18 protein-coding genes are annotated in these 26,581 nt (G+C 69.4%); 8 read left to right on the top strand and 10 right to left on the bottom strand.

Annotated elements, in window-relative coordinates:
• The first annotated feature begins 33 nt into the window (after positions 1-33).
• On the top strand, positions 34-570 hold the full coding sequence (locus OG429_RS12305; RefSeq protein WP_328925349.1) for a GNAT family N-acetyltransferase: 537 nt from the start codon (positions 34-36) through the stop codon (positions 568-570).
• Here the strand turns inward: OG429_RS12305 and pulA are convergent.
• On the bottom strand, positions 557-5,902 hold the full coding sequence (pulA, locus tag OG429_RS12310; RefSeq protein WP_328925350.1) for a pullulanase-type alpha-1,6-glucosidase: 5,346 nt from the start codon (positions 5,900-5,902) through the stop codon (positions 557-559). The genes OG429_RS12305 and pulA overlap by 14 nt on opposite strands.
• Before the next feature lie 95 nt (positions 5,903-5,997).
• On the bottom strand, positions 5,998-7,701 hold the full coding sequence (locus OG429_RS12315) for a carbohydrate-binding module family 20 domain-containing protein (RefSeq protein ID WP_328925351.1): 1,704 nt from the start codon (positions 7,699-7,701) through the stop codon (positions 5,998-6,000).
• 151 nt (positions 7,702-7,852) lie between these two features.
• On the opposite strand from OG429_RS12315, the gene OG429_RS12320 reads away from it, so the two are divergent.
• Positions 7,853-8,296, top strand: coding sequence for a VOC family protein (locus OG429_RS12320; protein WP_405681428.1), 444 nt, complete (start codon positions 7,853-7,855; stop codon positions 8,294-8,296).
• 231 nt (positions 8,297-8,527) lie between these two features.
• On the opposite strand, the gene OG429_RS12325 is transcribed toward OG429_RS12320, so the two are convergent.
• The 5 genes from OG429_RS12325 to OG429_RS12345 are packed head-to-tail and all read right to left on the bottom strand — an operon-like array spanning position 8,528 to position 14,431.
• Positions 8,528-9,532, bottom strand: a complete 1,005-nt coding sequence (locus OG429_RS12325; RefSeq protein WP_328925353.1) for a LacI family DNA-binding transcriptional regulator — start codon at positions 9,530-9,532, stop codon at positions 8,528-8,530.
• A complete protein-coding gene (locus tag OG429_RS12330; RefSeq protein WP_328925354.1) occupies positions 9,529-11,217 on the bottom strand; it encodes a glycoside hydrolase family 13 protein in 1,689 nt (562 codons plus the stop codon). Before OG429_RS12330 ends, OG429_RS12325 begins: the two co-directional genes overlap by 4 nt.
• A gap of 46 nt (positions 11,218-11,263) precedes the next feature.
• Complete coding sequence (locus OG429_RS12335) at positions 11,264-12,103, bottom strand: sugar ABC transporter permease (protein WP_328925355.1); 840 nt, start codon at positions 12,101-12,103, stop codon at positions 11,264-11,266.
• Positions 12,104-12,105: 2 nt separating this feature from the next.
• The gene (locus OG429_RS12340) at positions 12,106-13,149 is read right to left on the bottom strand and encodes a carbohydrate ABC transporter permease (RefSeq protein WP_328925356.1); all 1,044 of its coding nucleotides are present in this window, start codon (positions 13,147-13,149) and stop codon (positions 12,106-12,108) included.
• Positions 13,150-13,156: 7 nt separating this feature from the next.
• Complete coding sequence (locus tag OG429_RS12345; RefSeq protein WP_328925357.1) at positions 13,157-14,431, bottom strand: extracellular solute-binding protein; 1,275 nt, start codon at positions 14,429-14,431, stop codon at positions 13,157-13,159.
• Between the two features lie 222 nt (positions 14,432-14,653).
• Here OG429_RS12345 and OG429_RS12350 point away from each other — a divergent pair, with 222 nt between their 5' ends.
• The 6 genes from OG429_RS12350 (at position 14,654) to OG429_RS12375 (ending at position 21,746) form a co-directional block, all read left to right on the top strand.
• Positions 14,654-16,303 carry a glycoside hydrolase family 13 protein gene (locus OG429_RS12350; RefSeq protein ID WP_328925358.1) on the top strand — a complete coding sequence of 550 codons (1,650 nt, stop codon included), beginning with the start codon at positions 14,654-14,656 and terminating at the stop codon, positions 16,301-16,303.
• A 26-nt stretch (positions 16,304-16,329) separates the two neighbouring features.
• Positions 16,330-17,376: a LacI family DNA-binding transcriptional regulator gene (locus OG429_RS12355; protein ID WP_328925359.1), complete on the top strand. Its 1,047-nt coding sequence runs from the start codon at positions 16,330-16,332 to the stop codon at positions 17,374-17,376.
• A gap of 68 nt (positions 17,377-17,444) precedes the next feature.
• On the top strand, positions 17,445-18,329 hold the full coding sequence (locus OG429_RS12360; protein ID WP_328925360.1) for a phosphatase PAP2 family protein: 885 nt from the start codon (positions 17,445-17,447) through the stop codon (positions 18,327-18,329).
• 207 nt (positions 18,330-18,536) lie between these two features.
• Entirely contained in the window at positions 18,537-19,913 is a 1,377-nt protein-coding gene (locus tag OG429_RS12365) for a ricin-type beta-trefoil lectin domain protein (RefSeq protein ID WP_328925361.1), read from the top strand.
• A 130-nt stretch (positions 19,914-20,043) separates the two neighbouring features.
• Positions 20,044-21,102 carry a vWA domain-containing protein gene (locus OG429_RS12370; protein WP_328925362.1) on the top strand — a complete coding sequence of 353 codons (1,059 nt, stop codon included), beginning with the start codon at positions 20,044-20,046 and terminating at the stop codon, positions 21,100-21,102.
• A gap of 65 nt (positions 21,103-21,167) precedes the next feature.
• On the top strand, positions 21,168-21,746 hold the full coding sequence (locus tag OG429_RS12375; RefSeq protein WP_328925363.1) for a maltokinase N-terminal cap-like domain-containing protein: 579 nt from the start codon (positions 21,168-21,170) through the stop codon (positions 21,744-21,746).
• 83 nt (positions 21,747-21,829) lie between these two features.
• Here the strand turns inward: OG429_RS12375 and OG429_RS12380 are convergent, their stop codons facing one another.
• The 3 genes from OG429_RS12380 to OG429_RS12390 all read right to left on the bottom strand — a co-directional run bounded on the left by OG429_RS12380 (position 21,830) and on the right by OG429_RS12390 (position 26,576).
• A complete protein-coding gene (locus tag OG429_RS12380; protein WP_328925364.1) occupies positions 21,830-23,458 on the bottom strand; it encodes an ATP-binding protein in 1,629 nt (542 codons plus the stop codon).
• A gap of 40 nt (positions 23,459-23,498) precedes the next feature.
• On the bottom strand, positions 23,499-25,235 hold the full coding sequence (locus OG429_RS12385) for an ABC transporter ATP-binding protein (protein ID WP_328925365.1): 1,737 nt from the start codon (positions 25,233-25,235) through the stop codon (positions 23,499-23,501).
• Positions 25,236-25,340: 105 nt separating this feature from the next.
• Positions 25,341-26,576 (bottom strand): cupin domain-containing protein, encoded by a 1,236-nt coding sequence (locus tag OG429_RS12390; protein WP_328925366.1) that lies wholly within the window; start codon positions 26,574-26,576, stop codon positions 25,341-25,343.
• Between the last annotated feature and the right edge of the window lie 5 nt (positions 26,577-26,581).

Consider the following 26,581-nt stretch of genomic DNA (forward strand, 5'->3'; position numbering starts at 1 on the left):
CGGGGGCCGGTCATGATCATCGATAATGCTCGCGTGATCATTGACGACGGGATCTTGTTCCGGCCGGCCGTGGAGAAGGACGCCGGCACCCTGGTGACGATGTACGACCAGGCCGCCCGGTGGATGCGGGCCAACGGGATAGACCAGTGGAAGCCCGGCGACAAGGACGCCGCCCACTTCCGTGCGCGGATGGGCGACGGCGAAGTGTGGCTCGGCGGGGACTGCGACGGGCGGGTGGTCGGGGCGTACGAGCTGTGGTGGTCCGACGAGGATGCCTGGGGCGTCCAGCCGCCGGTCGCCGGGTACGTGCACCGGCTGATGGTGGAGCGCCAGACCGCGCCCGCCGGGGCCGGGCGGCGCCTGCTCGAACACGCCGAGCGGCGGATCGCCAGGACCGGCCGGGAGCGGGCGCGGCTGGACTGCGTCTCCACCAACCCCCGGCTGCTCGCGTACTACCAGGGTGCGGGATACCGGGTGGTCGGGGAGCTCCCCAACAAGGTGGGGAAGGACGGCAGGGTCTACGGGGTGATCCTGCTGGAGAAGCGGCTCGACCGGCTCAGCGTCGTGTGAAGACCGAGACGGTGCGGGCGGGGACGGTGAACTCTCCTGTCGTCTTGTCGTACGTGGACCGCTTGACCGTGGCGTCGGAGCCCGCCGCCTGGACCTGGTGCAGGGTGTAGGCGGTGCCCGCGAGGACGGGAACGCGCTGGGGCTGGGCGGTCGGGGTGGCGTTGAAGACCACCACCAGGTCGCCCAGGGTCATGGTGATCACGCCCGGGGTCTCGTCCTTGCCCGAGAGGGGGAAGGCCAGCCGCGACTGGACCGCCTGCGCCGTGGTGAGGGCGAACTCCGGCTCGGTGGTGCGGATCTTCAGCAGATCGCGGTAGGCCGCCGAGGTGCCGTCGATGTCCGCGCAGGTGGGGGCCGGGCCGGTCAGCAGGGGCTTCGCGTACAGCCACTTCGAGGCGTTGTCGGCGGCCGGGGGCAGGCCGCGGCCGAAGCCGTTGCCGCCGCGGCAGTCCCACTGGATGGCGTTGAACCAGTCCCCGCTGTCGTAGGAGTTGCGGTCCAGGGACTTGGAGCGGAGCAGGTCCGTACCCGCCTGGGAGAGCGCCGGTCCCTGGGAGAGCGTGGCCGTCGCCAGGGCCAGGACCTGCATCCGGGCCTTGTCCTGCGAGGAGGTGGCCGGCGGCAGTTTGTAGGTCAGGGCGTCGGCGAGGGTCTCGTTGTCATGGGCGTCCGCGTAGGCCAGGGCGTCGCCGGGGGCGGCCGCGTAGCCGGCCGGGGCGCCGTTGTAGTCGAGCTCGGAGCCCTTGATCCGGCGGCCGGCGGTGTCGGTGAAGGAGTACGAGGCGAGGTTGCCGGACAGGCCGACCTTGATCAGGTCCTGGTCGTGCAGGAGGCGGGCCTTCTGCTCGGCCGGGGTGCCGTTGGCCGGGGATCCGTTCGGCGCCGTGAACAGGCCGGAGGCGAAGCCCTGGACGCGCGGGTCCTCGTCGAAGGGGCCGCCGCCGCGGACCGCGTCGCGCGCCCGGTCGGAGAAGGTGGCGATGCCGGTGCCGGCCATGTTCTTCTGCGTGGCCTGGACGAAGCGGGCGTCGTCGGCGACCTCGCCGAAGTTCCAGCCCTCCCCGTAGAGGACGATCTTCTTGCCGTCGACCCCGTCCTTGGCGACGGTCAGCTCGTCGAGGGCCTTGCGGACGGCCAGGATGTTGGCCTTCGGGTGGTGGCCCATCAGGTCGAAGCGGAAGCCGTCGACCTTGTACTCCTTCGCCCAGGTGACGACTGAGTCCACGACGAGGCGGCCCATCATCGCGTTCTCGGGGGCGGTGTTGGAGCAGCAGGTGGAGGTGGCGACGCTGCCGTCGGCCAGCAGGCGCTGGTAGTAGCCGGGCACGATGCGGTCCAGCACGGACTTGTCCGACTGCCCGGACGCCACCGTGTGGTTGTAGACGACGTCCATCACCGTGCGCAGCCCGGCCCCGTTCAGCGACTGGACCATCCTGCGGAACTCGACCGTACGGGCCGTGCCGTTCGGGTCGCTCGCGTAGCTGCCCTCGGGGACGGTGTAGTGCAGCGGGTCGTAGCCCCAGTTGTACGCGTCCTTCGCGGCCGCGGCGGCCACGCAGGCCTGCTGCTCCTGCGAGTCCGGCGCGTATACCTTCAGGTCGCAGGCGGGCTCGGTGCGGTCCCCGGGCTTCTCCGGGATCGTGCCGATGTCGAAGGCGGGCAGCAGGTGGACGTACGAGGTTCCGGCGGCGGCGAGGTCACGCAGGTGCCGCATGCCCGCCGAGCCGGTGTCCGTGAAGGCCAGGTACTGGCCGGGGTGCGTGCTGGTGCGGTCGGCGACGGAGAAGTCGCGGATGTGCAGCTCCTGGATCTGCGCGGAGGTGAAGGGCACCGGCGCGGGCTTGCGCAGCTGCCGCCAGCCGGGCGGGGCGAGCTTCGGGTCGGCCAGGTCGACGGCCAGGCTGTGGGTGGAATCGGTGGTCAGGGCGGTGGAGTACGGGTCGGTGACGAGGTTGCGGACCACCTGCCCGGTGCTCGGCGCCCAGACGGTGACGGCGAAGCGGTAGGGCTTCCCGGTCCAGGAGCGTTCGCCGCGCACCGACCAGACGCCGGTCGCGTCGTCGCGGCGCATGGCGACGGTGCGGCCGTCGAGTTCGAGGGCGACCTGCTGGGCGGTCGGGGCCCACACCGAGAGGGTGGGGCGGCCGTCCTTGAAGACCGCCCCGAGCGGGGTGTTCGTCGTGTACAGGTCGTCCAGGACTCCGGCGAGCTGTACGCCGGTGGCGGCGAGGACGGCGCCGTTGGCGGCGCGGGCGCTCGCGACGAGCTGGCCGCGCAGGGCTTCGCGGACGCGGTCCCGGTCGCGGGGATCGACGGTGAAGGCGGTGTACGCGGCCAGGTGCGGGAACTTCTGCTTCTGCGCGGCGGTGAGCTCGGACCGGGTCAGCCGCAGCCACTCGGCCCGGCCCGTCAGGGTGCCGTTCTCGGCCTTGACCGCGCCTTCGCGGGAGGCGAGGAGCTGCGCGGAGGCGGCGGCCGCGGGGGCGTTCCAGGCGAGGGTGTCGCGGTCGATCCAGACGGCCTGGGCCTTGGTGAGGTCGAGGGCGGCGCCGGCACCCGCGGGCTGCGGCAGGAGGTACTTCTCCTTGCCGCCCAGCATCCACACCTCGTGGCCGGTGGCCTTCAGGTCCAGGGACTGGTCGGTGGGGAGGTCCTTCTCGTCGCCCTTGTGGAGGATGTAGCTCAGGGAGGTGGAACCGGCGGCGAGCGGAACCTCGTACACCGCGCCGTAGGAGTCGGTACGGGTGGGCAGCAGCGGCTTGGACCAGTCAGTGGGGCTCGCGGCGCCGGTCCAGACGTGCAGGCCCCAGCCGTCGTAGGCGCCGTCGGGGCGCTGGTAGTGCAGGACGGCCTTCGCCGTGTCCTGCGGCGGGTAGGCGGGACGGTCGGTGCGGGCGGGCTCCTTGCCCTGCTCCAGCCAGATCTCGCCGTTCTTCGTCACGTCGATGGTGCGGTCGGCGGCGACGTCCTTGGTGCCGTCCTTGTCGATGACGAGGTAGCCGACGGAGGAGGCGCCGGGCTTCAGCCTGACGTGGGCGAAGGCACCGTAGGCGTCGCGGCCGGTGAAGTCGTGTCCGGCGGGCCAGGGAGTGGCCTCGCCCTCGGCGAGGTCGCCCCAGGCGTAGAGGCGCCAGTTCGTGTAGTCGCCGTCGGGGCGGTTGTAGTGGACGACCGCGTAGTCGCGCTGGGTGGCGGTGGGGACCTCGGTGGGCGGGACCTGCCCGGCGGTGGACCCGGCGAGGGCGCTCGCGGTCCGGCCCGCGGAGTCGACGACGACGGCCTTGTAGCGCAGGGCGGTGCCGGCTGGGGCGGTGACGTGCTGGGTGACCTTGTACGGGGCGTGGTCGGCGGAGCCGAGGACCTGCCACCTGTCGGTGCCGGTCTGCGCGGCGAAGACGACCCGGTTCAGGCCGCCGCCGGAGACGTCCGCGGTGAGCTCGACGGTGCCGGTGGCGCCCGGGGCCGGGGCCTTGAGGGTCAGGGCGGGCTTGGCGGCGGGGACCGCGAGCGGTGCGGTGCCCTGGAGCACCACCGAGCCGAAGGCCGGGACGACGACGTTGAGTTTGCCGGCCGCGGAGGCCCGGATCAGCGCGGTGCCGCCGTACAGGGTGCGGTACTGGGCGCCCGCCGGGGCGTCGATCTCGACGGTCCGGGACTCGGCCGCGTTGTTGGCGGCGACCAGGTACTCGGTGCGGCTGCGCGTGTCCGTGCGGGCGAAGGCGTAGACGGAGCCGTCGGCGAGGCGCTCGCTCTGGACGCCGTCACGCAGGGCCGGGTGGGCCTTGGTCAGCTTCGAGAGAGCACTGATCTGCTGGTAGAGCGGGTGACCCGGATCGTAGGCGTCGCTCGCGTGGGTGCGCGCCGTTCCGAGCTGGTCGTCGTCCAGGTAGTCGGCGACCTGGGAGGCGAAGAGGGGCTGGCGGGCGTCCTTGTCGCCGCCCGCGCCGGTGAAGCCCTGCTCGTCGCCGGAGTAGATCACCGGATTGCCCCGGGAGAAGAACATCAGCTCGTTCGCGAGCCGGTAGCGGTCCAGCAGCTCCTGCTCCTGCGCGCCGGGCCGGTCCTGCTTCAGGAAGCCGGCGAAGCGGCCCATGTCGTGGTTGCCGAGGAAGGTCACCTGCTCGTAGGCGTTGGCCTTGCCGGAGGTGTACCGGTAGTCGTCGCCCAGGACGGAGGCCAGCCGGCCGGCTCCCGCGCCCTGTGAGGCGTACGCGCGGATCGCGTCCTGGAGCGGGAAGTCGAGGGTGGCGTCGAGGCGCCCGCGCGTCACGTACGGGGAGGTGACCGCGGTGTCGGCGGAGTAGACCTCGCCGAACATGAAGAAGTCGTCGCGGCCGCGCTTGGCGGCGTACGTGTCGAGGGCGGTCGCCCACTGGGTCCAGAACTCGGTGTTGACGTGCTTGACCGTGTCGATGCGGAAGCCGTCGATACGGAAGTCCTCGACCCACTTCTCGTAGATCTTCTCCATCCCGCTGACGACCTCGGGGCGCTCGGTCCACAGGTCGTCGAGGCCGAAGAAGTCGCCCTGGTCGGAGGATTCGCCGGCGAAGGTGGAGTCGCCCCGGTTGTGGTACATCGTCGGGTCGTTGAGCCAGGCGGGGACCTTGGCGTTCTTCTTCGCGTCCGGCACGAAGGGGGTCCTCGGGAAGGACTTGGCGTCCACCTTCGGGAACTTCCCCTTTCCTCCGGCGTAGTCCTTGTCGTCGAAGGGCACGCCGTCCTTCGTCAGGTACGGGAACGCCCCCTTCGACAGGTACGAGTAGGACGCCTCCCGGTAGTCCACGACGTCGGCGGTGTGGTTGGTGATGACGTCGAAGAAGACCTTCATCCCCTTCCCGTGCGCCTTGTCGATCAGCCGCTCCAGGTCCGCGTTGGTACCGAAGTGCGGGTCGACCTGGGTGAAGTCGGTGATCCAGTAGCCGTGGTAGCCGGCGGAGACGTCGTTCCCCTTGCCCTGCACCGGCTGGTTCTTGAAGATCGGCGCCATCCAGATGGCCGTGGTGCCGAGCCCCTTGATGTAGTCGAGCCGGTCGGTCAGCCCCTTGAGGTCACCGCCCTGGTAGAAGCCCTTGTCCGTCGGGTCCAGGCCGGTCTGCAGGCGGGAGCCGGTCAGGCCGCCCCGGTCGTTGCCCGGGTCGCCGTTCGCGAACCGGTCCGGGAGCACGAAGTAGAACTGTTCCCGGGTCAGGTCGTGCCGGGCCGGTTCGGCGGCCAGTTTCGCGTCCGAGGGCGGCGCGGGCGCCTGAGCGGCGGCCGAGGCCGCGGCGGGGAGGGCGGGCAGGAGCGTCACGGCCAGGGCGGCGGCGAGCACTCCTGCGGCAGGGCGTATCAAGGCGGTTCTCCTTGTGTACGTGTCGCATGGATGAGGGCCGCCCGACGTGGCAGGGGATGGTGGTGCCGGGCGGCCCTGGTCTGTGGAGCGGCGGCTCAGTTGCGCCAGGTGTCGGTCAGCGTGACCTTGCCGCTCGCGGGGACGGTGGCGGTGCGGTTGGCTCCGCTCTCCCAGGTGACGTTGCCCGCGGCGTCCTTGCGGACGTACTTGTACGCGAAGGCGGTGCCGGCCGGGAGGGTGACGTCGAGCTTCCAGACGGGGTAGGCCGCCGGGTCGAGCTTGAGGGCGGCCGCGGTGTTCCAGGAGCCGAGCTCGGCGCGGTCGCCGGTGACGTAGATGTTCTGGCTGGTGACGGTGGTCGCGTTGACGGCGAAGGAGGCACCGCTGGTGGCCGTCGGCGGCGGGGTCGTGCCGCCGGAGCAGGTACGGGCACCCGTGTGCAGGGCGACGGCCGTCCCGGCGGGGAGGGTGGCGGTGAACTGGCCGCCGGAGTTCACGGTGACCGTGCGGTTGTTCTGCACGTCGCAGTAGTCGCCCGCCGCGAGGGAGGTCTGGAAGGTGCGGGTCAGGGCCGAGACCTCGTGGTTGATCGCCACGTACGCCTTGGAACCGCGCCCGAAGGCGATCTGGTCGCCGCCGTTGTCCCACCAGTCGGTGACGGACTGCCCGCGGGCCGCGTTGCGCAAGCCGACCATGGAGGAGATCTCCCGCCAGGCGTGCTGGCACTTCCAGCCGTCCGCGTAACAGGCGTTCACCGTGCCGCCGTTCGGCGGACCGGCGTCCTTGTCGGTCCACTCGTAGCCGGAGTGGACGTCCGGGGAGCCGTAGGGCCAGGCCAGCATGAACACGCTGGCGAGGGTGTAGTCCGAGCCGTTCTTGTAGTTGAGGGTGTCCCCGCCGCGCTCGGTGTCGTGGTTGTCGACGAAGACGGCCGACTGGGCGGAGGGCATGTGGCCCCAGGCCTCGCCGAAGTTCTTCAGGTAGGCGAGGTTCTCGTTCTGGAAGACCCGCTTGAGGTCGCGGGCGTAACGGAACTCCTGGACGTCCCCGTTGCCGAGGTACTCGCTCGGCGAGACGGCCTCGCCCGTGCCGTAGATCGCCTCCTGCTTCCAGTAGACGCCGGGGTTCGTCAGCCGGGACTTGATGTTGGCGAGGTCGGCGGCGGGCATGTGCTTGGCGGCGTCGATCCGGAACCCGTCGACGCCGAGGGAGGCCAGGTCGTTGAGGTAGCCGGCGATCTTTCCGCGTACGTGGTCCTCGCCGGTGTCGAGGTCCGCGAGCTGGACGAGCTCGCAGTTCTGGACGTTGGCACGGTCCTGGTAGTTCGAGATCGTCGCCCGGCAGTCGTCCATGTCGGAACCGGAGTAGATCCCCGGGTAGTTGTACTTCGTGTACGAACTCCCGCCGGTGCCGGTGCCGTCGGCGGCGGCCATGTGGTTGATCACCGAGTCCGCGACGACCTTCACGCCGGCGGCGTGGCAGGTGTCGACCATGCTCTTGAAGGCGGTCCGGTCGCCGAGCCTGCCGGCGATCTTGTAGCTGACGGGCTGGTACGAGGTCCACCACTGGGGGCCCTGGATGTGCTCCTGGGGAGGCGAGACCTGGACGTAGCCGTATCCGGCGGGGCCGAGGGTGTCGGTGCAGGCCCGGGCGACGGAGTCGAACTTCCACTCGAAGAGGACGGCGGTGACGTCCTTGTCGCCGGGAGGCGCGGCGGCGGCCTGCGGCGCTTGCGCGGTGAGGGTGGCCGCTGCGACGGCCAGGGCCGCGAGGGCGGCGGCTCTGCGGGGGCGGGGCATGTGGGGCCTCCTGGCGGAGAGGGGGGATTGTGGCGACCGTAGGGGCCGCGCCCCAGCCCTGCAAGACCTTGCGCAAGAGATTGCAGAATTGTTTCGTGAAGGTGGCCCCCGGGTGTTGTCGGTGGTGGCTGCGACCCTTGGGCCCATGGAGATGCAGCTGACGATCGACTGCGCGGACCCCCGGCGCATGGTGGCCTTCTGGACCGGAGCGCTCGGGTACGTACCGGAGCCCCCGCCCGCCGGGCACGCGACCTGGCGGGCCTACTGGCAGGACATGGGCGTGCCCCCGGAGGAGCTGGGCGAGGACGCCGGGGAGACCCCGGAGTCGATCGTCGACCCGGAGGGCCGCGGCCCGCGCATCTGGTTCCAGCTCGTCCCCGAGCCGAAGACCGTCAAGAACCGCCTCCACCTCGACCTGAAGGTCGGCGGCGGGCGGGACGTGGACATCGCCCTGCGCAAGGAGCGGGTCACGGCCACGGTGGAGCGGGTCACCGCGGCCGGTGCCACCATCCTGCGGATCATGGACGAGCCGGACATGCCGTACTACGCGGTCGTGCTCCAGGACCCCGAGGGCAACGAGTTCTGCGTGGTCTGACGCGGGGCGCCTGGCCGCCCCCGGCGGCTCAACCTGACGGGCCCGCCGGGGGCGGGGACGGGGCGGGGTGTCGGCCGGGACGTAAAACGTGATTTGTGGCGCCTGCCAGGCCCGTAAGGGCCGAAGCCTGGCCCAGGGCGCCATAAATCATGCAGTCCCGGCCGACACCCCGCCCCGGCACCGACCCCGGCCCCGCCCGAGCAAGGGCAAGGGCAAGGGCAAGGGCAAGGGCTATGCCGGGGCCTGGGCCGTCGAGCCCCTGACCACCAGTTCCGGCTGGAAGATGTACTCCGTGCGCTGGACGGGGGTGCCGCCCACCGCCTCCAGCAGCGCGCCCACCGCCGCCGTCGCCATCGCCCGTACGGGCTGGCGCACCGTCGTCAGCGGCGGGTCCGTGAACGGGATCAGCGGCGAGTCGTCGAAGCCGACCACCGAGACGTCCTCCGGCACCCGCAGCCCCCGCTCGCGCGCCGCGCGGATGACGCCCAGCGCCATCGGGTCGCTGCCGCACACGATGCCCGTGCAGCCCCGGTCCAGCAGGGCGATCCCCGCCGCGTGGCCGCCCTCCACCGTGAACAGCGTCCGCTGGATCAGCCCCTCCGCATCCGCCGAAGGACGGGCCGCGACGAAGCCCTGCTCCTTGCGGGCCGACGGCACGTACCGCGTCGGCCCGATCGCCAGGCCGATCCGCCGGTGCCCCAGGTCCTCCAGGTGCCGTACCGCCATGTCCGCCGCCGCCCGGTCGTCCGGGGAGACGAACGGCGCGCTGATCTGCTCGTTGAAGCCGTTGATCAGCACGAAGGGCGTACCCCGGGCGGCCAGTCGCTGGTAGCGCGCCGGATCCGCCATCGAGTCAGCGTGCAGCCCCGACAGGAACACGATCCCCGTGACCCCACGCTCCTCCAGCTGCTCCACCAGCTCGTCCTCGGTGGCACCGCCCGGAGTCTGCGTGCACAGCACGGGCGTGTACCCGTGCCCGGCCAGCGCCTGCTCTATGACCTGCGCGAACGCCGGAAAGATCGGGTTGGTGAGCTCCGGGATCAGCAGCCCCACCAAGCCGTTGCTGCGCCGCCGCAGCCGTACGGGCCGCTCGTAACCGAGCAGGTCGAGCGCGGCCAGCACCTTGTGCCGGGTGCCGGCCGCCACGCCCGACTTGCCGTTGAGCACGCGGCTGACGGTCGCCTCGCTGACCTGGGCCTGCGCGGCGATGTCCGTCAGCCGGAGGGGGGAGGTCACCCCGACGTCACCTGCCACCACACCGTGGTGTCGGCCGGCAGCACGCCGTCCTCGACCGCCTCGCCGCTGGACAGCAGGGCCTCGCCCTCGACGGGGAACCGTACCGCCGTGCCGGTGGTGTTGGCGGTGCAGAGGAAGTCCCCGCGGCGGAAGACCAGGACGCCGGCGGGAGCGTCCTGCCAGTCCACCGACTCGCCCGCGCCCAGGTCCGGGCGCTCGCGGCGCAGCCGCAGGGCGGTCCGGTACAGCTCCAGGGTGGAGGACGGGTCGCCGGTCTGCGCCTCCACGCTCAGCGCCGCCCAGGAGTCCGGCTGCGGGAGCCAGCTTCCGCCGGTGCCGAAGCCGTACGGGGCCTGCGTACCCGACCACGGGATGGGGACCCGGCAGCCGTCGCGGAAGCCGTCCTGTCCCGCCGCGCGGAAGAACGACGGGTCCTGACGGACCTCGTCCGGCAGGTCGGTGACGTCGGGCAGGCCGAGTTCCTCGCCCTGGTAGACGTACGCCGAACCGGGCAGCGCCAGCATCAGCAGGGTCGCCGCGCGGGCCCGCCGCAGACCGAGCTCACGGTCGCCGGCCTCGCGCAGCTGCGTGCCGAGGCCGGCGGGGTTGGCGAAGCGGGTGGCGTGCCGGGTGACGTCGTGGTTGGACAGCACCCAGGTGGTGGGGGCGCCGACGGGGCGCATCGCGGCCAGGGAGCCGTCGATGACCTCGCGCAGTGCGTCCGCGTCCCAGTCGGCCGTCAGGTACTGGAAGTTGAACGCCTGGTGCATCTCGTCGGGGCGGACGTAGCGGGCCGTGCGCTCGACGGTCGGGGTCCATGCCTCGGCGACCAGGACGCGGTCGCCCTCGTACTCGTCGAGGATCCGGCGCCAGGAGCGGTATATCTCGTGGACGCCGTCCTGGTCGAAGAAGGGCATGACGTCGTTGCCGAGCAGCTTGAGCTGGTCCTTGGCGCCGAGGTCGGGCAGACCGGGCGCCTTGACCAGGCCGTGGGCCACGTCGACGCGGAACCCGTCGGCGCCGAGGTCGAGCCAGAACCGCAGGATGGAGCGGAACTCGTCCTGGACGGCCGGGTGCTCCCAGTTGAAGTCGGGCTGCTCGGGTGCGAAGAGGTGCAGGTACCACTCTCCCCCAGCCTCCGGCTGGGAGGTGCCCCCATCGCCTGCCGGCGCCGCGACCCGGGTCCAGGCGGGCCCGCCGAAGATCGACTCCCAGTCGTTGGGCGGCAGTTCGCCGTTCTCACCCTTGCCGGAACGGAAGTGGAAGCGCTCCCGCAGCCGGGAACCGGAGCCTTCGCGCAGCGCCTGCTTGAACCATTCGTGCTGGTCGGAGCAGTGGTTCGGGACGAGGTCGACGATGATGCGCAGGCCCAGTCCGTGGGCCTCGCGGATCACGGCGTCGGCGTCGTGCAGGGTGCCGAACATCGGGTCGATGGCCCGGTAGTCGGCGACGTCGTAGCCCGCGTCGGCCTGCGGGGAGGCGTAGAACGGGCTCAGCCAGACGGCGTCGACACCCAGTTCCTTGAGGTAGGGCAGGCGGCTGCGGATGCCTTCGAGGTCCCCCATGCCGTCCCCGTTGGAGTCGGCGAAGCTGCGCGGATAGACCTGGTAGATCACCGCTTCTCTCCACCAGCCGGGCAGGGTGCCGCTGGAGGTGGGAAGTGCGTCGGCGAGGTGCTGGGTCATGTCGTCCTTGAAGAGATCGGGCCGGAAAGGTGAGCAGGCAGGGAGGTCAGCCCTTGGTGGCGCCTGCGGTCATTCCGGCGACGAGGTGACGCTGGGCGAAAACGAAGAAGATCGCCGCGGGGATGGCGATGAGGACCGAGGCGGCGCTCATCGCACCCCAGTTGGAGGTGTACTGCGTGACGAAGGTCTGCAGTCCGCCTGCCAGGGTGAGGTTCTCCTCGCCGACCATGAAGGCGGAGGCGTACGCCACTTCGCCCCAGGCGGTGATGAAGGCGTAGAAGCCGGTGACGGCGAGGCCGGGCTTGGCGAGCGGCAGGATGAGCCGCCAGAACGTGCCGAAGGGGTTGAGCCCGTCGACGCGGCCGGATTCGTCGATCTCCACCGGGATGGTGTCGAAGAAGCCCTTCATCATCCAGGCGCAGAACGGCACGGCGATGGTGAGGTAGGTGATGATCAGACCGATCGGCTGGTTGAGCAGGCCGAGGTCGCCCATCAGGTTGTAGAGCGGCACGATGAGGATCGCCATCGGGAACATCTGCGTGATGAGCAGGGTCCACATCAGCGGCTTCATGCCGGGGAACTTGAACCGGCTGACCGCGTATCCGGTGGTGGCGGCGATGAACACACCGAGGACGGTGGTGACGCCGGCGACCAGGACGGAGTTGGCGAACCAGCTGAGGAAGTGGCTCGACTCCAGCAGGTACGTGTAGTTGCCGAGGCTCGGTTCCTTGACGAAGTCCGTGGTGACCGCGTACTCGGCGGGCTTGAGCGAGGTCAGCAGGATCCACAGCACCGGGAAGACGGCGATGACGGACGCGACGAGCAGCGTGAGGTGCAGGCCGACGGAGGCGAGCGGGGCGCGGGCGCCCCGAGTGCGGGTGGTCATGGTCACCACACCTCTCCCTGCTTGCGCAGCGAGCGCCGGTAGACCAGCGCGAAGATCATGAGCAGGGCGAGGATCAGCACGCCCCAGGTCGCGGAGCCGGCGAAGTCGCGCGGGCTCGCGATGAACGCCTCGCGGAAGGCCTGCGTCACCAGGATCTCGGTGGAGTCACCGGGTCCGCCGCGGGTGAGCAGGAAGATCACCGGGAACATGTTGAAGGTCCAGATGGTGGAGAGCAGGATCACCGTCATGCTCACCGCGCGCAGCCCGGGCAGCGTGATGTGCCGGAACCGCTGCCAGGCGCTCGCGCCGTCCATCTCGGCGGCTTCGTAGAGCTCACCGGGAATGGACTGCAGTCCGCCGAGGAGGGCGACCATCATGAAGGGGACGCCGAGCCAGACGTTGACGGCCACGACCGAGAACTTGGCCCAGGTCGGGTCGTCGAGCCACGGGATGGCGGCGATGCCGCCACCGTCGAGGATCTTGTTGAGGATGCCGTTGTCGCGGTTGAAGAGGAACCGCCAGGCGAAGACCGAGACGAAGCCGGGGACGGCCCAGGGCAGGATGAGCGCCATCCGGTAGGCGGCGCGGCCCCGGAAGTCCCGGTTGAGCATGTTGGCGAGGACCAGGCCGAGGGTGAAGGTGATCGACACGCACGCGACGGTCCACATCACCGTCCACACCAGCCGCTGCAGGAACACCGGGTCGCCGAGCACGGCCGTGTAGTTGTCGAGTCCGACGAACTCGTACGAGGCCTCGATGTGGCGCGCGCCGATGGTGCGGGCCACGTTGCGCTCGTTGGCATCGGTCAGCGACAGGTAGACGCCGCGGACGAGCGGCCAGCCGATGATCACGCCGAGGACGAGCACCACCGGGGCGACCATGGCCCAGGCGTACCAGTGGGTGGCGAGGGCACGCCTCAGTCCGCCGCGCCTGCCGTTGCCGACGCTGTCGCTGTCAGTCCTGCGGCTCGGGCCGCGGGCGGCGACGTCGTTCTCGACGTCGTCGCCCGCGGCCTTCGCCACCGACTGGCTGGTGTGAGCAGCCATGGTTTCGTTACTTCCAGCCCTTGAGGATCTTGCGGAACTCGACACCGGCCGCCTTGGCCGCATCCTCGGGGCTCGACGCCCCGGTGATCGCCTTGGTGTATTCGACCTTCAGCGGCTCGAAGAGGGAGCCGTTCTCCGGGATCCAGGCGCGCTCGACGGCCTTGTCCACGGCCGGCTTGAAGAACTGCACCATCTCGCTGCCCTTGACGTCCGGCTGCTCGTAGGCGGCGGTACGGGTCGGGAGCAGGCTCAGCTCCTTGGCGGACTGGACCTGGACCTCCTGCGAGGTCATGTAGTCGACGAAGGCGTGCGCGGCGGCGCGGTTCTTGGAACCGGCGTAGACGCCGAGGTCGTGGCCGCCCTGCGGGGCGCCGGCCTTGACCGAGCCGGCCGGGACGGCGGCGACGCCGAGGTTGGCCTTGTCCTTGAACTGGTCGCCCGCGTAGGTGTCGGCGACCGCCCACGGACCGTTGATCATCATGGCGGCCTCGCCGGACTTGAAGGCCGTCTGCATGTTGGTGTAGCCGTCCGTGGCGTTGGTGACCGCCGCACCGGAGGTGACCAGGTCACGGGCCGTCTTGAAGGCCTTGACGCCCGCCGCGTTGTCGACGGTGACGGTCTTGCCCTTCGCGTCGACCAGGTCGCCGCCCTCGCCGTAGATCAGCGGGAGGAACCAGTAGGAGTCGTCGCCGCGCAGGTAGAGACCGGCCTTGCCGGACTTCGCCTTGATGGCCGCGGCGGCGGTCTTCAGCTCCTCCAGCGTCTTGGGGGGCTGGACGCCGGCGTCGGCGAGCATCTTCTTGTTGTAGAAGAGGCCGAGGGTGTCGATGACCTGCGGCACGGCGTAGGTCTTGCCCTCGAACTTGGCGCTGGCCGCGGCCTGCGGCAGGAAGTCGGTGTCGACCTTCTTCGCGCTCTCCGCCGGTACCTCGTCGAGGTAGCCCAGCGAGGCGAAGTCGGCGACCCAGCCGACGTCGGCGCGGATGACGTCGGGGGCGTCGGAGCCGCTGCTGAAGGCGTTCTTGACCTTGTTCTGTGCGTCGCCGTACGGGACGTTGACGTACTTGACGGTCACCTTCGGGTGCTTCGCGGTGAACGCCTCGGCGATCTTCTGGAAGCTCGCCTTCTCGGCGTCGTTCGAGGTGTCCCACCAGGTGACCGTGCCGGAAAGCTCGCCGCCGGCCTTGGTCTCAGCACCGTCGTCCTTGGTGTCACCACCGCAAGCCGTCGCCGCGAGCGCCAGGGTCGCGACCAGCGCGGTGGCCGCTATGCCACGCCGCATATGAACTCCTTCGATGATCCCGGCCGCGCCCTCGCGGTCCTGAGTTGCCAGGAACGTAACAAGACTGAAAGCCGTCCGAAAGAGCTTGCGGCAATTTTCTGCAAGAGGCCCTGATCGTTACATCCGTGTGTCCGGACGGTTGCCGCAGCTTGCTGTTAGTTCGAGTCACCTTCGACTGTCCGGGCCCGCAACCAGGGGGTGTCTGCTCGCGTTGACCCCTATATGACCCATGAGCTGACCGCATCCCGGCTTGCAAGCGCTTCCAGCAACGCCACCGCAAGCGGCGGCTGGTGGCGCGATGCCGTCATCTATCAGGTGTACGTACGGTCCTTCGCGGACAGTGACGGGGACGGCGTCGGGGACCTGCGCGGGGTGCGCGAGCGGCTCCCGCACCTGGCCCGGCTCGGGGTCGACGCCGTATGGCTCACCCCCTTCTACGTGTCCCCCCAGGCGGACGGCGGCTACGACGTCGCCGACTACCGGGCCGTCGACCCGCTCTTCGGCGACCTCTCCGACGCCGACGAGCTCGTCAGCGCCGCCCACGCGCTGGGACTGCGGGTCATCGTCGACGTGGTCCCGAACCACACCTCCGAGGAGCACCCCTGGTTCCGGGCCGCCCTCGCCGGGGATCCGGGGATGCGGGAGCGCTACCACTTCCGCCCCGGCCGCGGACCCGGCGGCGCCGCGCCCCCGAACGACTGGGAGTCCGTCTTCGGCGGCCCCGCCTGGACCCGCGTCGCGGCGCCGGCAGGCGATGGGTGCACCTCCCAGCCGGAGGCTGGGGGAGCGTGGTACCTGCACCTCTTCGCCCCCCAGCAGCCCGACCTGGACTGGGACCACCTCGAGGTCGCCGCCGAGTTCGCCTCCGTCCTGCGCTTCTGGCTCGACCTCGGCGTCGACGGCTTCCGCGTCGACGTCGCCCACGGCATGGTCAAGGCCCCGGGCCTGCCCGACATCGGCCACGGCGCGCAGGCCACGCTCATCGGCACCGAGCCGCTCCCCTTCTTCGACCAGGACGGGGTCCACGAGATCCTCCGCTCCTGGCGCCGGCTCCTCGACTCCTACGAGGGCCCGCGCATCGGTGTCGCCGAGGCCTGGGCCCCGTCCTCCGAGCGGCTCGCCCTCTACGTCCGCCCCGACGAACTGCACCAGGCCTTCAACTTCCGGTTCCTGAACTGCCGGTGGGACACCGCCATGTTGCGGACCGTGATCGACGAGTCACTGGCCGCCACCGCCTCGGTGGGCGCCCCGACCACGTGGGTGCTGTCCAACCACGACGTCGTGCGGCACCGGACCCGGTTCGGCAGCCTGGACCGGGCGCGGGCGGCCGCGCTGCTGATGCTGGCGCTGCCCGGGTCGGCGTACGTCTACCAGGGCGAGGAGCTGGGCCTGCCGGAGGTGACCGACCTCCCCGACGCCGTCCGCCAGGACCCGGCGTTCCTGCGCACCGCCGGACAGGACGGGCTGCGCGACGGCTGCCGGGTGCCGCTCCCCTGGTCCGGCGCGGAGCCGCCGTACGGATTCGGGCCGGCCGGCACCTGGCTGCCGCAGCCCGCCGGCTGGGCCGGTCTGAGCGTCGCCGCCCAGACCGGCGACCCGCACTCCACCCTGGAGCTCTACCGGGCCGCCCTGGAGCTGCGCCGCGCGCTGCCGGGCCTCGGCTCTCCCGACGCGGGCCCGCTGACCTGGCTGCCCGCGCCCGAGGACGTACTCCTCTTCACCCGGCCCGGCTTCGCCTGCACCCTCAACACCCGGCCCGCCGCGGTCGAACTCCCCGCACCCGGGCGCCCCGTACTCTCCAGCGCGCCGGTGGAGACGGACGGGCGCACCGTCCGGCTTCCGGCGGATTCGTGCACCTGGTGGGCAATTTAAACGTGCGACCGGTACAGTCCAATCCCGTGACCGCACGGCTTGCCGACATCGCAGCCCAGGCGGGGGTCAGCGAAGCCACAGTCAGCCGCGTGCTCAACGGCAAGCCCGGTGTGGCCGCAGGCACCCGTGAATCCGTGCTGGCCGCGCTCGACGTGCTCGGCTACGAACGGCCCGTACGGCTGCGCCAGCGCAGCGCGGGACTCGTCGGCCTGATAACCCCCGAGCTGGACAATCCCATCTTCCCGGCGCTCGCCCAGGTCATCGGCCAGGCCCTGACCCGGCAGGGGTACACGCCCGTACTGGCCACGCAGACGCCCGGCGGGTCCACCGAGGACGAGCTGACCGAGATGCTGGTCGACCGCGGGGTCTCCGGCATCATCTTCGTCTCCGGTCTGCACGCCGACACGACGGCCGACATGGGCCGCTACGACCAACTCCGCGGCCAGGGCGTCCCGTACGTCCTCATCAACGGGTTCTCCGACAAGGTGCAGGCCCCCTTCGTCTCCCCTGACGACCGGGCCGCGATGCAGCTCGCCGTGACACACCTTGCCGCGCTGGGGCACACCCGGATCGGCCTGGCGGTCGGGCCGAAGCGCTTCGTACCGGTGGTCCGCAAGATCGAGGGCTTCCGGCTCGGGATGAAGGAGCGGCTCGGGCTCGACGAGGCCGAGACCGAAGAGCTGATCCAGCACTCCCTCTACTCCCTGGAGGGCGGCCAGGCGGCCGCGACCGCGCTGATCTCGCGGGGCTGCACGGCGGTGGTGTGCGCGAGCGACATGATGGCGCTCGGCGCGATCCGGGCCGCCCGGCAGCAGGGACTGAGGGTTCCGCAGGACGTGTCGGTGGTCGGCTTCGACGACTCCCCTCTCATAGCGTTCACCGATCCGCCGCTCACCACCATCCGGCAGCCGGTCCAGGCCATGGGGCAGGCGGCGGTCCGGACCCTGCTGGAGGAGATCGGCGGTACGCCGGCCCCGCACAGCGAGTTCGTCTTCCTGCCCGAACTGGTGGTCCGCGGCTCGACGGCCTCCGGCCCCGGGCAAGCTCGGGGGCGTACTAGTCCGCAGGTCTGAGCGGAGGCGCCGAAGACCGTCCCGAGGGATGATCGAAGGCGAGATCGCATCTGGCAGACTCCTATCCCATGGGTGAAGCGAGCGTGAAGACACTGGAAACCCGGACGGATGTCTCGTCACCCCAGGTGACCGAGAGCGAGACCCGCCCGGGCTCCGAACGCACCCTGCTCACCCGGCTGCGGTCCCCGCGCCGGCCGCGGATCTGGTTCGAGATCGCGCTCATCGCGATCAGCTACTGGACCTACTCGCTGATCCGCAACGCGGTGCCCGAGCAGAAGGCGGCCGCCCTCGCGAACGCCGACTGGATCTGGTCCGTCGAGCGCACCCTCGGCATCGCCTGGGAGCAGTCCGTCAACCACGCCGTGAACTCGGTGACGTGGCTGATCGTGGGCATGAACTACTACTACGCGACGCTCCACTTCGCCGTGACCATCGGCGTGCTGGTGTGGATCTACCGCTTCCATCCGGGGCGGTACGCCGCCACGCGCCTCGTCCTCTTCGCCACCACGGGCGTGGCGCTGGTCGGCTACTACTGCTACCCGCTCGCGCCGCCCCGGCTGATGAACGGGCAGTCCTTCGTCGACACCGTGCTGGTCCACCACACGTGGGGCTCCATGGCGTCGGGGAACCTCAAGCAGATGTCGAACCAGTACGCCGCCATGCCGTCCATGCACATAGGGTGGTCGCTCTGGTGCGGGCTGACGATCTTCGCGGTCGCCTCCGCCCCCTGGGCCCGGATCCTGGGCCTGCTCTACCCGACGGCGACCCTCGTCGTCATCGTGGCCACCGCCAACCACTTCTGGCTCGACGCCGTGGGCGGCATGCTCTGCCTGACCTTCGGCTACACCGTCTCGCGCAGCTGGTACGGCTCGCTGCCGCACCGCCTGCCGCGCCACCCCGAGTACGCGGGTCCGCACCCGGCGGCGGCGCTGCTGAACCGCTTCCGTCGCTAGTGCCGTGTCCATGACGTGGCGGACCGCCGCGTCGCCGATGGCGTGGGTCGCGGTACGCACCCCGGCCGGCGGCCGGTCCATCCACCGATCGGACCCTCTCGTGTCGCTGCTGTTCCCCGGGCGCCCATAGCATCGGGCACAGCACACCGAGAGCACGTGGTGCCGCTCGCGCCACGGGACCGGCTCGTCCGCGAAAAGGGGTCCGTGGTGAGGCCTGAGGCACCCGACAGCGCCCTGCGCGTGGGTGGGCGGCAGTGCCGTTGGCGGGCGCTTCCCTCGGCTCTGGGCATCGTGCTGGCCGGGATCGCCTCGTTCCTCCAGGTCGACGTCGCGCATTCCCACGGTGAACAGCACCCCGGATTCCGTAGAGGTGTGGAGCCGGACCCGGAGGAGTGCCGCCCCACGCTGACAGGCGTGGCACACCAGGACGACGATCTGCTCTTCATCAATCCCGAGGTCCAGCGGTTGATCCGCCACGGGTGCTCCGTCGGCACCGTGTATCTGACCGCCGGTGATGCCGGGCGCTCCTTCTTCCGGGACTCCTACGCGCGGCGCCGGGAAGCAGGCCTGCAGGCGTCCTACGCGAAGATGGCCGGTGTGCCGAACCGCTGGCACCGCAGCAATCTCACCGTGCGGGGCCGCCGGGTCGTGTCGTCCGTCCTGAGCGACCGCCCTGACGTTCGGCTCGTCTTCTTCCGCCTGCCCGACGGTTTCGCGACGGGCACCGGGAGCACGCGGTACTCCGGACAGAGCCTGCTGAAGCTGTTTCGCGGCCAGATCACCACCATCGCCCCAGTGGACGGAACGCGGTCCTACACCAAGGAAGAGCTGACCTCTGTGATCTCCGCGGTCGTTTCCTCGCGGAAGGCGGAACGCGTCCTGACGCTGGACTACGACAGTGCCACCTTCGGGGTCGGGCCGGCGCATCATGCCGATCACAGCGATCACGAGATGGCAGGACGGTTCTTCAGGAAGGCCGCCTTCCTCGCTCCGGCCCGCCCGGTCGTCGCGCCGTACGTCGGCTACGGCCTGCCGCTGCTACCGGCAGACCTGACTCCCGCACAGCGGCGCGACAAGAAGGCCGTCTACGACGCGTACCTCGCGCGCGCGGGATGCTTCACGTTGCCCTGCCCTGCCGGATCCACCCTCAGCCAGAGTTTTCGCCGCTGGATCGAGCGGGAACACCGCAGGACGCACCGGCGGCCCGGCCCCGGCGAGATCATGTCGGCGATAGGCCACGCCGACTCGACCGTCGCCGTCAAGCGCTGCCTTGAGCGGGACGTCCGCCGACCCGCAGGTGGGCCCGTCACGACGGCCGACTGCGACGGCGGGCCGGCCCAGCGGTGGACCTTCGCGTCCGGAACCATCAGGTCCGCCGCGTCCGGGGCCTGTCTCACCGCTTCCCCGAAGATCAGCGTGTCGCCGTGCGACGGGGCGCCCGCCCAGACGTGGTGGCGTGACGCCGACGGGAGGATCGGATCGGGCGGCCGCTGTCTCCACCAGGACGACCTGGCCCTGCTGAACCCCCGGCTGACTCTGGCACCTTGCAGCCCCTATCAGCCCGAATTGCGCTGGCAATGGTAGAGCCCGGGCGCTCCCCCCGACCCGGGGTCCGCCGCGCCGCAGGCGGGTGATCATCCGTCAAGCTCCGTTGTCAGTGCCTCCTCATAGTGTGGAGACATCACTCGGGGAGCTTCGGAGAAGGAGCAGAAACATGCCCGCCAACAAGATCCAGCACAAGGTGAATCACGTCGCGCTGGTCGTGGACTGTTCGGGTTCCATGCGTCAGCACCAGAACCAACTCATCCGCGTCGTGGACGAGTTCGTGGCGGGCTTGAAGGCCGAGTCGGACAGCCTCGGTCATGAGACCCGGATCAGCCTCTACTCCTTCGACCACAAGGTGGAGAACCTGGTCTGGGACATGGACGTGAAGCATCTGCCGTCCATGCGGGGTCTGTACAAGGTCAACAACGGCGCTACGGCCCTCATCGAAGCCTCTCTGAAGTCCCTGGACGACATGGGCCACATCTGGGAGGAGTACGGCGAGCACAGCTTCCTCCAGATCGTGGTGACGGACGGCGAGGAGAACGCCTCCGGCGGCGACCGACGGCACGACGGCGACATGGCCATCCTCGGCCCCTGGCTCGACAAGATCGCGGCGAAGATGGGTGCGCTTCCGGGCCACTGGACGTCCGCGATCCTCGTTCCGAACTCGCTGGCGAAGCGAACCGCCCAGAACTACGGTTTCCCGGCCGGAAACATCGCCATCTGGGACGCGGATTCCACGGAGGGTGTCGAGGAGGCGATCGGTACCGTGCGCGCTGCCGCCACCAGCTTCCTGCGTGGCCGCGAGCAGGGCGTGCGCGGCACGAAGAACCTTTTCGCGGTCGGCCAGGACATATCGGTCGACGACGTGCGGGCGAGTCTCGAACCGGTCCCGGCCGACAAGTACCGGCTCCTGAAGGTCGACACGGAGATCGAGATCCGGTCCTTCGTCGATTCGCATCCGGGCGTGACGTACGAACGCGGGTCGTGTTACTACCAGCTGGGCAGCCGGGTCCAGGTTCAGCCCGACAAGGAAGTCATCGTGGTCGAGAAGGACACCGACCGCGCGTACACGGGCGACGCGGCACGCAGCCTTCTGTTCGGCACGGGTATCCAGGGGACCGTCTCCGTGAAGGCGGGGCGCAATCCCAAGTTGGAGGTATACGTGCAGAGTCGTTCGGTGAACAGGAAGCTCAAGCCGAAGACGCGCCTGCTCATCATGCTCTGACATTCACGAGGAGGGCGGGCTTTAGGCTTCGTAGCGCTGCTCCCGACTCCTGGAGGCCCGTCCGCATGGCTGTCGTCCACCGCACCACCATGTCCCCCGGCAAGCTGGAACTCGTGGCGTCGTGGCTGTCGGCGCAGCCCTGGTACGAGGGGCGGCCCGGCCAGGCTCCGGAGCTGACCAAGGCGGGCGGTTTCCGGCTGGACGACCCCGAGGGCGAGGTCGGCATCGAGTTCATGGTGGTCACCGACGCCGGTGGTGACACCCCGGTCGCCTACCACCTGCCCCTGACCTACCGCGGGGCCCCGCTCCCCGGCGCCGAACAGGCTCTGGTCGGTACGTCGGAGCACGGCGTACTGGGCCGGCGGTGGGTCTACGACGGCACCCAGGACCCGGTCCTGGTGGCACAGCTGCGCGCGCTGCTCCGGGGCGAGGCGGTCCCCCAGGACCAGAACGCGAGCGACGCCCCGGACCCCACGGTCACCGTGGTCCCCGGCCAGGACGGCACGACGCTGTCGGTGACCCGCGTCCTGCACGCGACAGCCCCGGCGGATCCGGACCCGGACCCGGCCACCCACGTCAGCGCCACGTGGCGCACACCGGACGGCGAACAGGTCCGCGCCGTCTTCGCGGCCCTGCGCATGTGAGAGGTACTCGACCCCCTCACCTGGCCGATAGGCGGGCACCTGCCAGGCTCGTCCCGGAGTTCAGGTAACACCCCGGCTCGCCTTCACCTTTGCGGCGCGATGAACTGGATCAAAGACCCCACCCGGACCGCCTCCTGATCACAACCAAATGCGCACCCCAGTTCATCGACCCCCACCGCGCCGTGGTCGCCGTCCTTCCGGCCAGGGACCGACGAAATGATTTCCCGTGGGCGACCGCGCCTTCCGATACTCGCTTCGTCCCTCCGGCTGCGCCGTAGGCGCCGGGTGACAGCAGTCAGGTACTCGGAACGCTCTTCAGCCTCGGCGCGTTCCCGTGCGTACAGATGAACCAGCTTGTGAAACCGGTACCTGCCGGGGGCGGGTGAGCCGAGGAGATGGGAGTCCACCAGCAGGGCCAGGTGCATCTCAACCGCGCTCTCCTCGGTGAAGACCTGCATGATCTGCGACACTTCGAATTCCGAGGCGTCGCTGAGTCCGAGGAGCCGGAACAGCCGGGATGTCGATGCGGGCAGGGCCAGGTAGGACCAGGAGAACACCGATCGAAGTGACGTCGCCGGATCGCCTGGAATATCGAGAGTGTCGAGCCTATTGGGCTTCCAGGTCAGCTTGGTCACCCATTCACAGATGGGAGTGTTGGGATGACGCGCCAGGCGCTCTCCGGCTATGTGCAGTGCCAGCGGGAGATTGCCGCAGAGCGACACCAGTGCGGCTGCCGCTTCGGGCTCCGCGTTCACCCGGTCCGAGCCGATGATCTTGGCCAACAGGTGAACGGACGCGTGTTCCGACAGGCAGTCCAGATCGACCCTCGCGGCCCCGTGCCGTACGGTCAGGCCGGTGAGACGGTCGCGGCTGGTGACGATGGTGACGCTGCCAGGGCTGTTCGGCAGCAGGGGGCGTACCTGTTCTGCGGATTGCGCGTTGTCCAGCAGGATGAGCATCCGCCGCTCCGCGAGAACTGTTCGGTACATGGCAGACAGTTCGTGCGCTTCCTCCGGCAAGGAGTCTGCGGCGCACCCAAGGGCGGTGAGGAATCCACGCAGTGCGGCCGCCGGGGTCATGGGGGCGCTGTCTTGGAATCCCCGCAGGTCGACGTGGAGCTGTCCGTCGGGGAAGGCATGCGCCCGGTTCTTTGCCCAGTCCAGCGCGAGTGCGGTCTTCCCTACGCCGGGCATGCCGGTGATGGCCAGGAGGATCGGAGCGTTGCTGCTCGGCCAGCTGGCGAGTCGCCGGTCCAGGATCTCCCGGGCTTCTTCCCGGCCGAACAGCTCTGCTATCGCGAACGGGAGCTGGGCGGGAATTGCACGGTGCGTGGAAGCGCTAGGGCAATTGGCTGCCGGCGTCTGAGGGCGACCGGTGGATGTGGTGGTTTCCGTAGCCGCTGGATCGAACCGCCGAGCAGGTGAGGCCGTGCTGCCGGAGGCCGCCGCACTCCCTTCAGCTGAGCTGTGCGGAGGGGAAATCGAAGTGCTCTGTCGAGCTGCTGTCAGCAATTGTGCGGTCTGCGCATCGTCCAGTTCCAGCGCTGCTGCCAGCATTCCCACGGACTTGAGGCGGGGCCTGGCAGCACCGCGTCCGCGTTCGAAATATCGGATGGTGCGCACGCTGAGACCCGAGCGTTCTGCAAGCTCTTCCTGAGTGAGGCCGACGGACGCACGCCACCCCCTGACCAACTCCCCCCCTTCGTTGGACAACCTGCGCTCCTCCTGTGAGTTGGGAAACTGACAGCAGACGCTAAGGCATGAGCTCCGCGTAACGGCCGCTCCTGGCGACGAGTTCGTCATGTGTGCCATGTTCCACAACGACACCTTTTTCGAGGACCACGATCTGGTCGGCTTCCCTGACCGTGGACAGCCGGTGGGCGATCGTGATGGTCGTCCGGCCTGCGGACAAGACGTCGAGGGCCCGCTGAACCGCGGACTCGGTATGTGTGTCCAGTGCGCTGGTGGCCTCGTCCAGGATGAGCACCTGGGGGTTGCGCAGCATGGTGCGGGCGATGGCGAGTCGCTGCTTTTCGCCACCGGAGAACCGGTGGCCCCGCTCACCCACGATTGTCTGGTAGCCCTCTGGGAGGCCCGAGATGAGGTCATGGATCTGAGCGGCTCTGGCGGCCGCGACCAGTTCGTCATCCGTTGCTTCGGGGTGGGCGAAGCGAAGGTTGTCGGCGATGGTCGTGTGGAACAAGTGGGTGTCCTGCGACACGACTCCAACAATATCCGCGAGAGTGGCGAAGCTCAGGTCACGTACGTCGACACCGTCGATCGTGATCCGGCCGTCTGTGACGTCGTACAGTCGCGGCACGAGGTAGCCGAGAGTGGTTTTGCCGGCGCCGCTGGATCCGACTATCGCCAGGTGTTCACCGGCCGGCAGATCTATGTCGACATCACGTAGGACGTGGTCGTCACCATGGGAGAACGACACCCCCTCGAAGCGGACGTGACCTCGCGGAGCGGGGATTGCCGTCGGTCGGGACGATTCGGCAACGCCCACCGGCATGTCCAGATACTCGAAGACCCGCTCGAACAGGGCAAGGGAGCCCTGGATCGTTATGCCGATCTGGAGAAGCTGCACCGATGGGGTGAACAGGGCTTGCTGGACGGTGGTGAAGGCCACCAACGTGCCCACGGACACCGACCAGCTGCCCCGATCGACCAGGCCCGCCGCCCAGTAGATCCCAATGGGCATGGCAGCCATGATGATCTGGAGGGTCGACTGGCGCCATCGCCCGGCCATCGACGCTTGGACGTTGAGGTCTGTGAGCGTCCCTGACTGACGGCCGAATTCCTGTATGAGCATGTTGGTGCGTCCTGAGACGCGCCCCAGGAGGAAGCCGTTGACCGACAGGGACTCCTCCACGAGGGTCGACATGACGGCGAGCTGCTGCTGCTTGCGGAACGTGAATTCCCGCCGCTCCTCCCCCACATTGCGCGTGATCCACATGAACAGCGGGAGCATCGGCAGCGAAATCAATGTCAGCCGCCAATCCAGCGTGACCATGGCCACCAGGCTGGCGATCAGGGTCGTGACACTGCTCACCACAGTGGTGCTCACGCTTGTGACGGTCGCCGTCATCCCGCCGATGTCGTTGGCGATCCGGGACTGGACCTCCCCGTTGCGGGTCCGGGTGAAGAACGCCAGGGACATCCGTTGCAGGTGCGCGTACACGGCGATCCGCAGGTCGTTCATCACGTGCTGGCCCACGGAGAGCGACAGATAGGACTGGAAGACGCCCAGGACCGTCACGGTGAGCACGATGGCCAGCATTCCGCCGGCCAGTACGGACAGCAGGCCGTTGCGGTGGTCTGGCAGCGCGATGTCCATGATGCCCCGGAGCAGGAACGGGGAGACCATTCCCAGCAGAGCCGAAGTGATGATCAGCGCGAAGACCGCCGCGAGTCTGCCGCGGTACGGAACGAAGAGCCGGATGATCCTGCGCAGCGGCACGTGCGCCGGCTGGTCGGCGGGGGGCATGAAATGTCGTCTCCTCGCAGGCCGAAGGGGCCCGATGGCGCAACCGGACCGGCCGCTGGAGAGCCCTTGGGAACCCACCAGCAGGCCGTTCGTCAGTAGGTGGTCCTACGCGAAGGTCAGGAAGCCCTCGCGCACGAGCGTCCTGATGAGAACCAGTCGTCCGGAATCGTCCAGTTGCCCCGGAAGGGTCCGCGCGGTGAAGGACGGCTCGGTCCCCTCGGCCGCGAACCGGACCTCGTCAGCCACGTGCACGGGCAGCTCGACGATCTTGTTGTGGAAGTGGAGCTGAACCGACTTGTCCGATTTCCGCATGTCCCATCGGATGTCGGAACGTCGGCTGACCCCGGTGTCCAGGTCCATGCTGTCGAGCCGTTCCAGGTCGGTCAGATGGTTCCGCAGCTCGGGAGCGTTGATCGATATCGCCTGCGTGATCGCGCTCTCCAGCATCCCCGCAGCGGACAGCCGCTCCGCCAGGGCGCCGATCAGCCCGGCCAGGTCCTCTTCCGCCTGGCGACTCAGCTCCTTGTCGGAGACGAACCCCAGCGGGAGACCCCGACGGAACCGCACGTCAGCAGTGATGACCTGTTCGATCGCCTCCATGAGGAGGGTCGAACGCAGGACCGGTCGTGCGCCGAACGTGAGGTGCAGCGAGGCGGTGTCGGTGGACCGCGCGGCGTGCACCGTGCCACGCGGCAGGTACAGCAGGTCGCCGGGACGCAGGTCGAACTCGTGCACGGGCTCGCCGTACTGCTCGACCGGGATCTGGTGGTTCATGTGCTTCAAGGGAAGCTCGAAGCGGGGTCCGTACAGCGCCCACCGCTTGACGCCATGCGCCTGGGCGACGAAAACGTCGTGGTTGTCCTGGTGCGGCTTGAACCCCTGGGCCCCGCCGCCGGGCGTGAGGTAGGTGTTGACCTGGAACTTGGCGTTGGTCTCGGTACCTATCGCCTGGACGAGACGCTGAAGGGGAGCCCAGCGGTGGTGCAACCCGTCCATGATGATCGTCGCGCCGTCGCGGTAACTCGCGTACACCGCTTCCTGGGCGTTGGTGGAGCCGTGCGCGCCGAATGCGAGCCGATCGTCCAGCGACACGATGCTGCCTTCGGCGGCTACCCGAACGTCCTCGTTCTGCAGGCTGGAGAGCGAGAGGATCTCGTCCACGTTGTCGAGCGTCAGCAGATCCGCATAGTATTCGCGGTTCTCTCGACGTATCAGCAGTGGCTTCTTCTCGAAGAATTCATTCTGAAAGGTAGCGATATCCAGCGGAGCGATAAGCCGCGCCAAGCCCGTGTGGGACTGGGCAATCGATTCGCCGTTTTCCTGATGCGTAATGGTTTCCACGTATA

Origin of the sequence: Streptomyces sp. NBC_00190 (genome assembly GCF_036203305.1) — a bacterium.
In the GTDB taxonomy this organism is placed as follows: domain Bacteria; phylum Actinomycetota; class Actinomycetes; order Streptomycetales; family Streptomycetaceae; genus Streptomyces.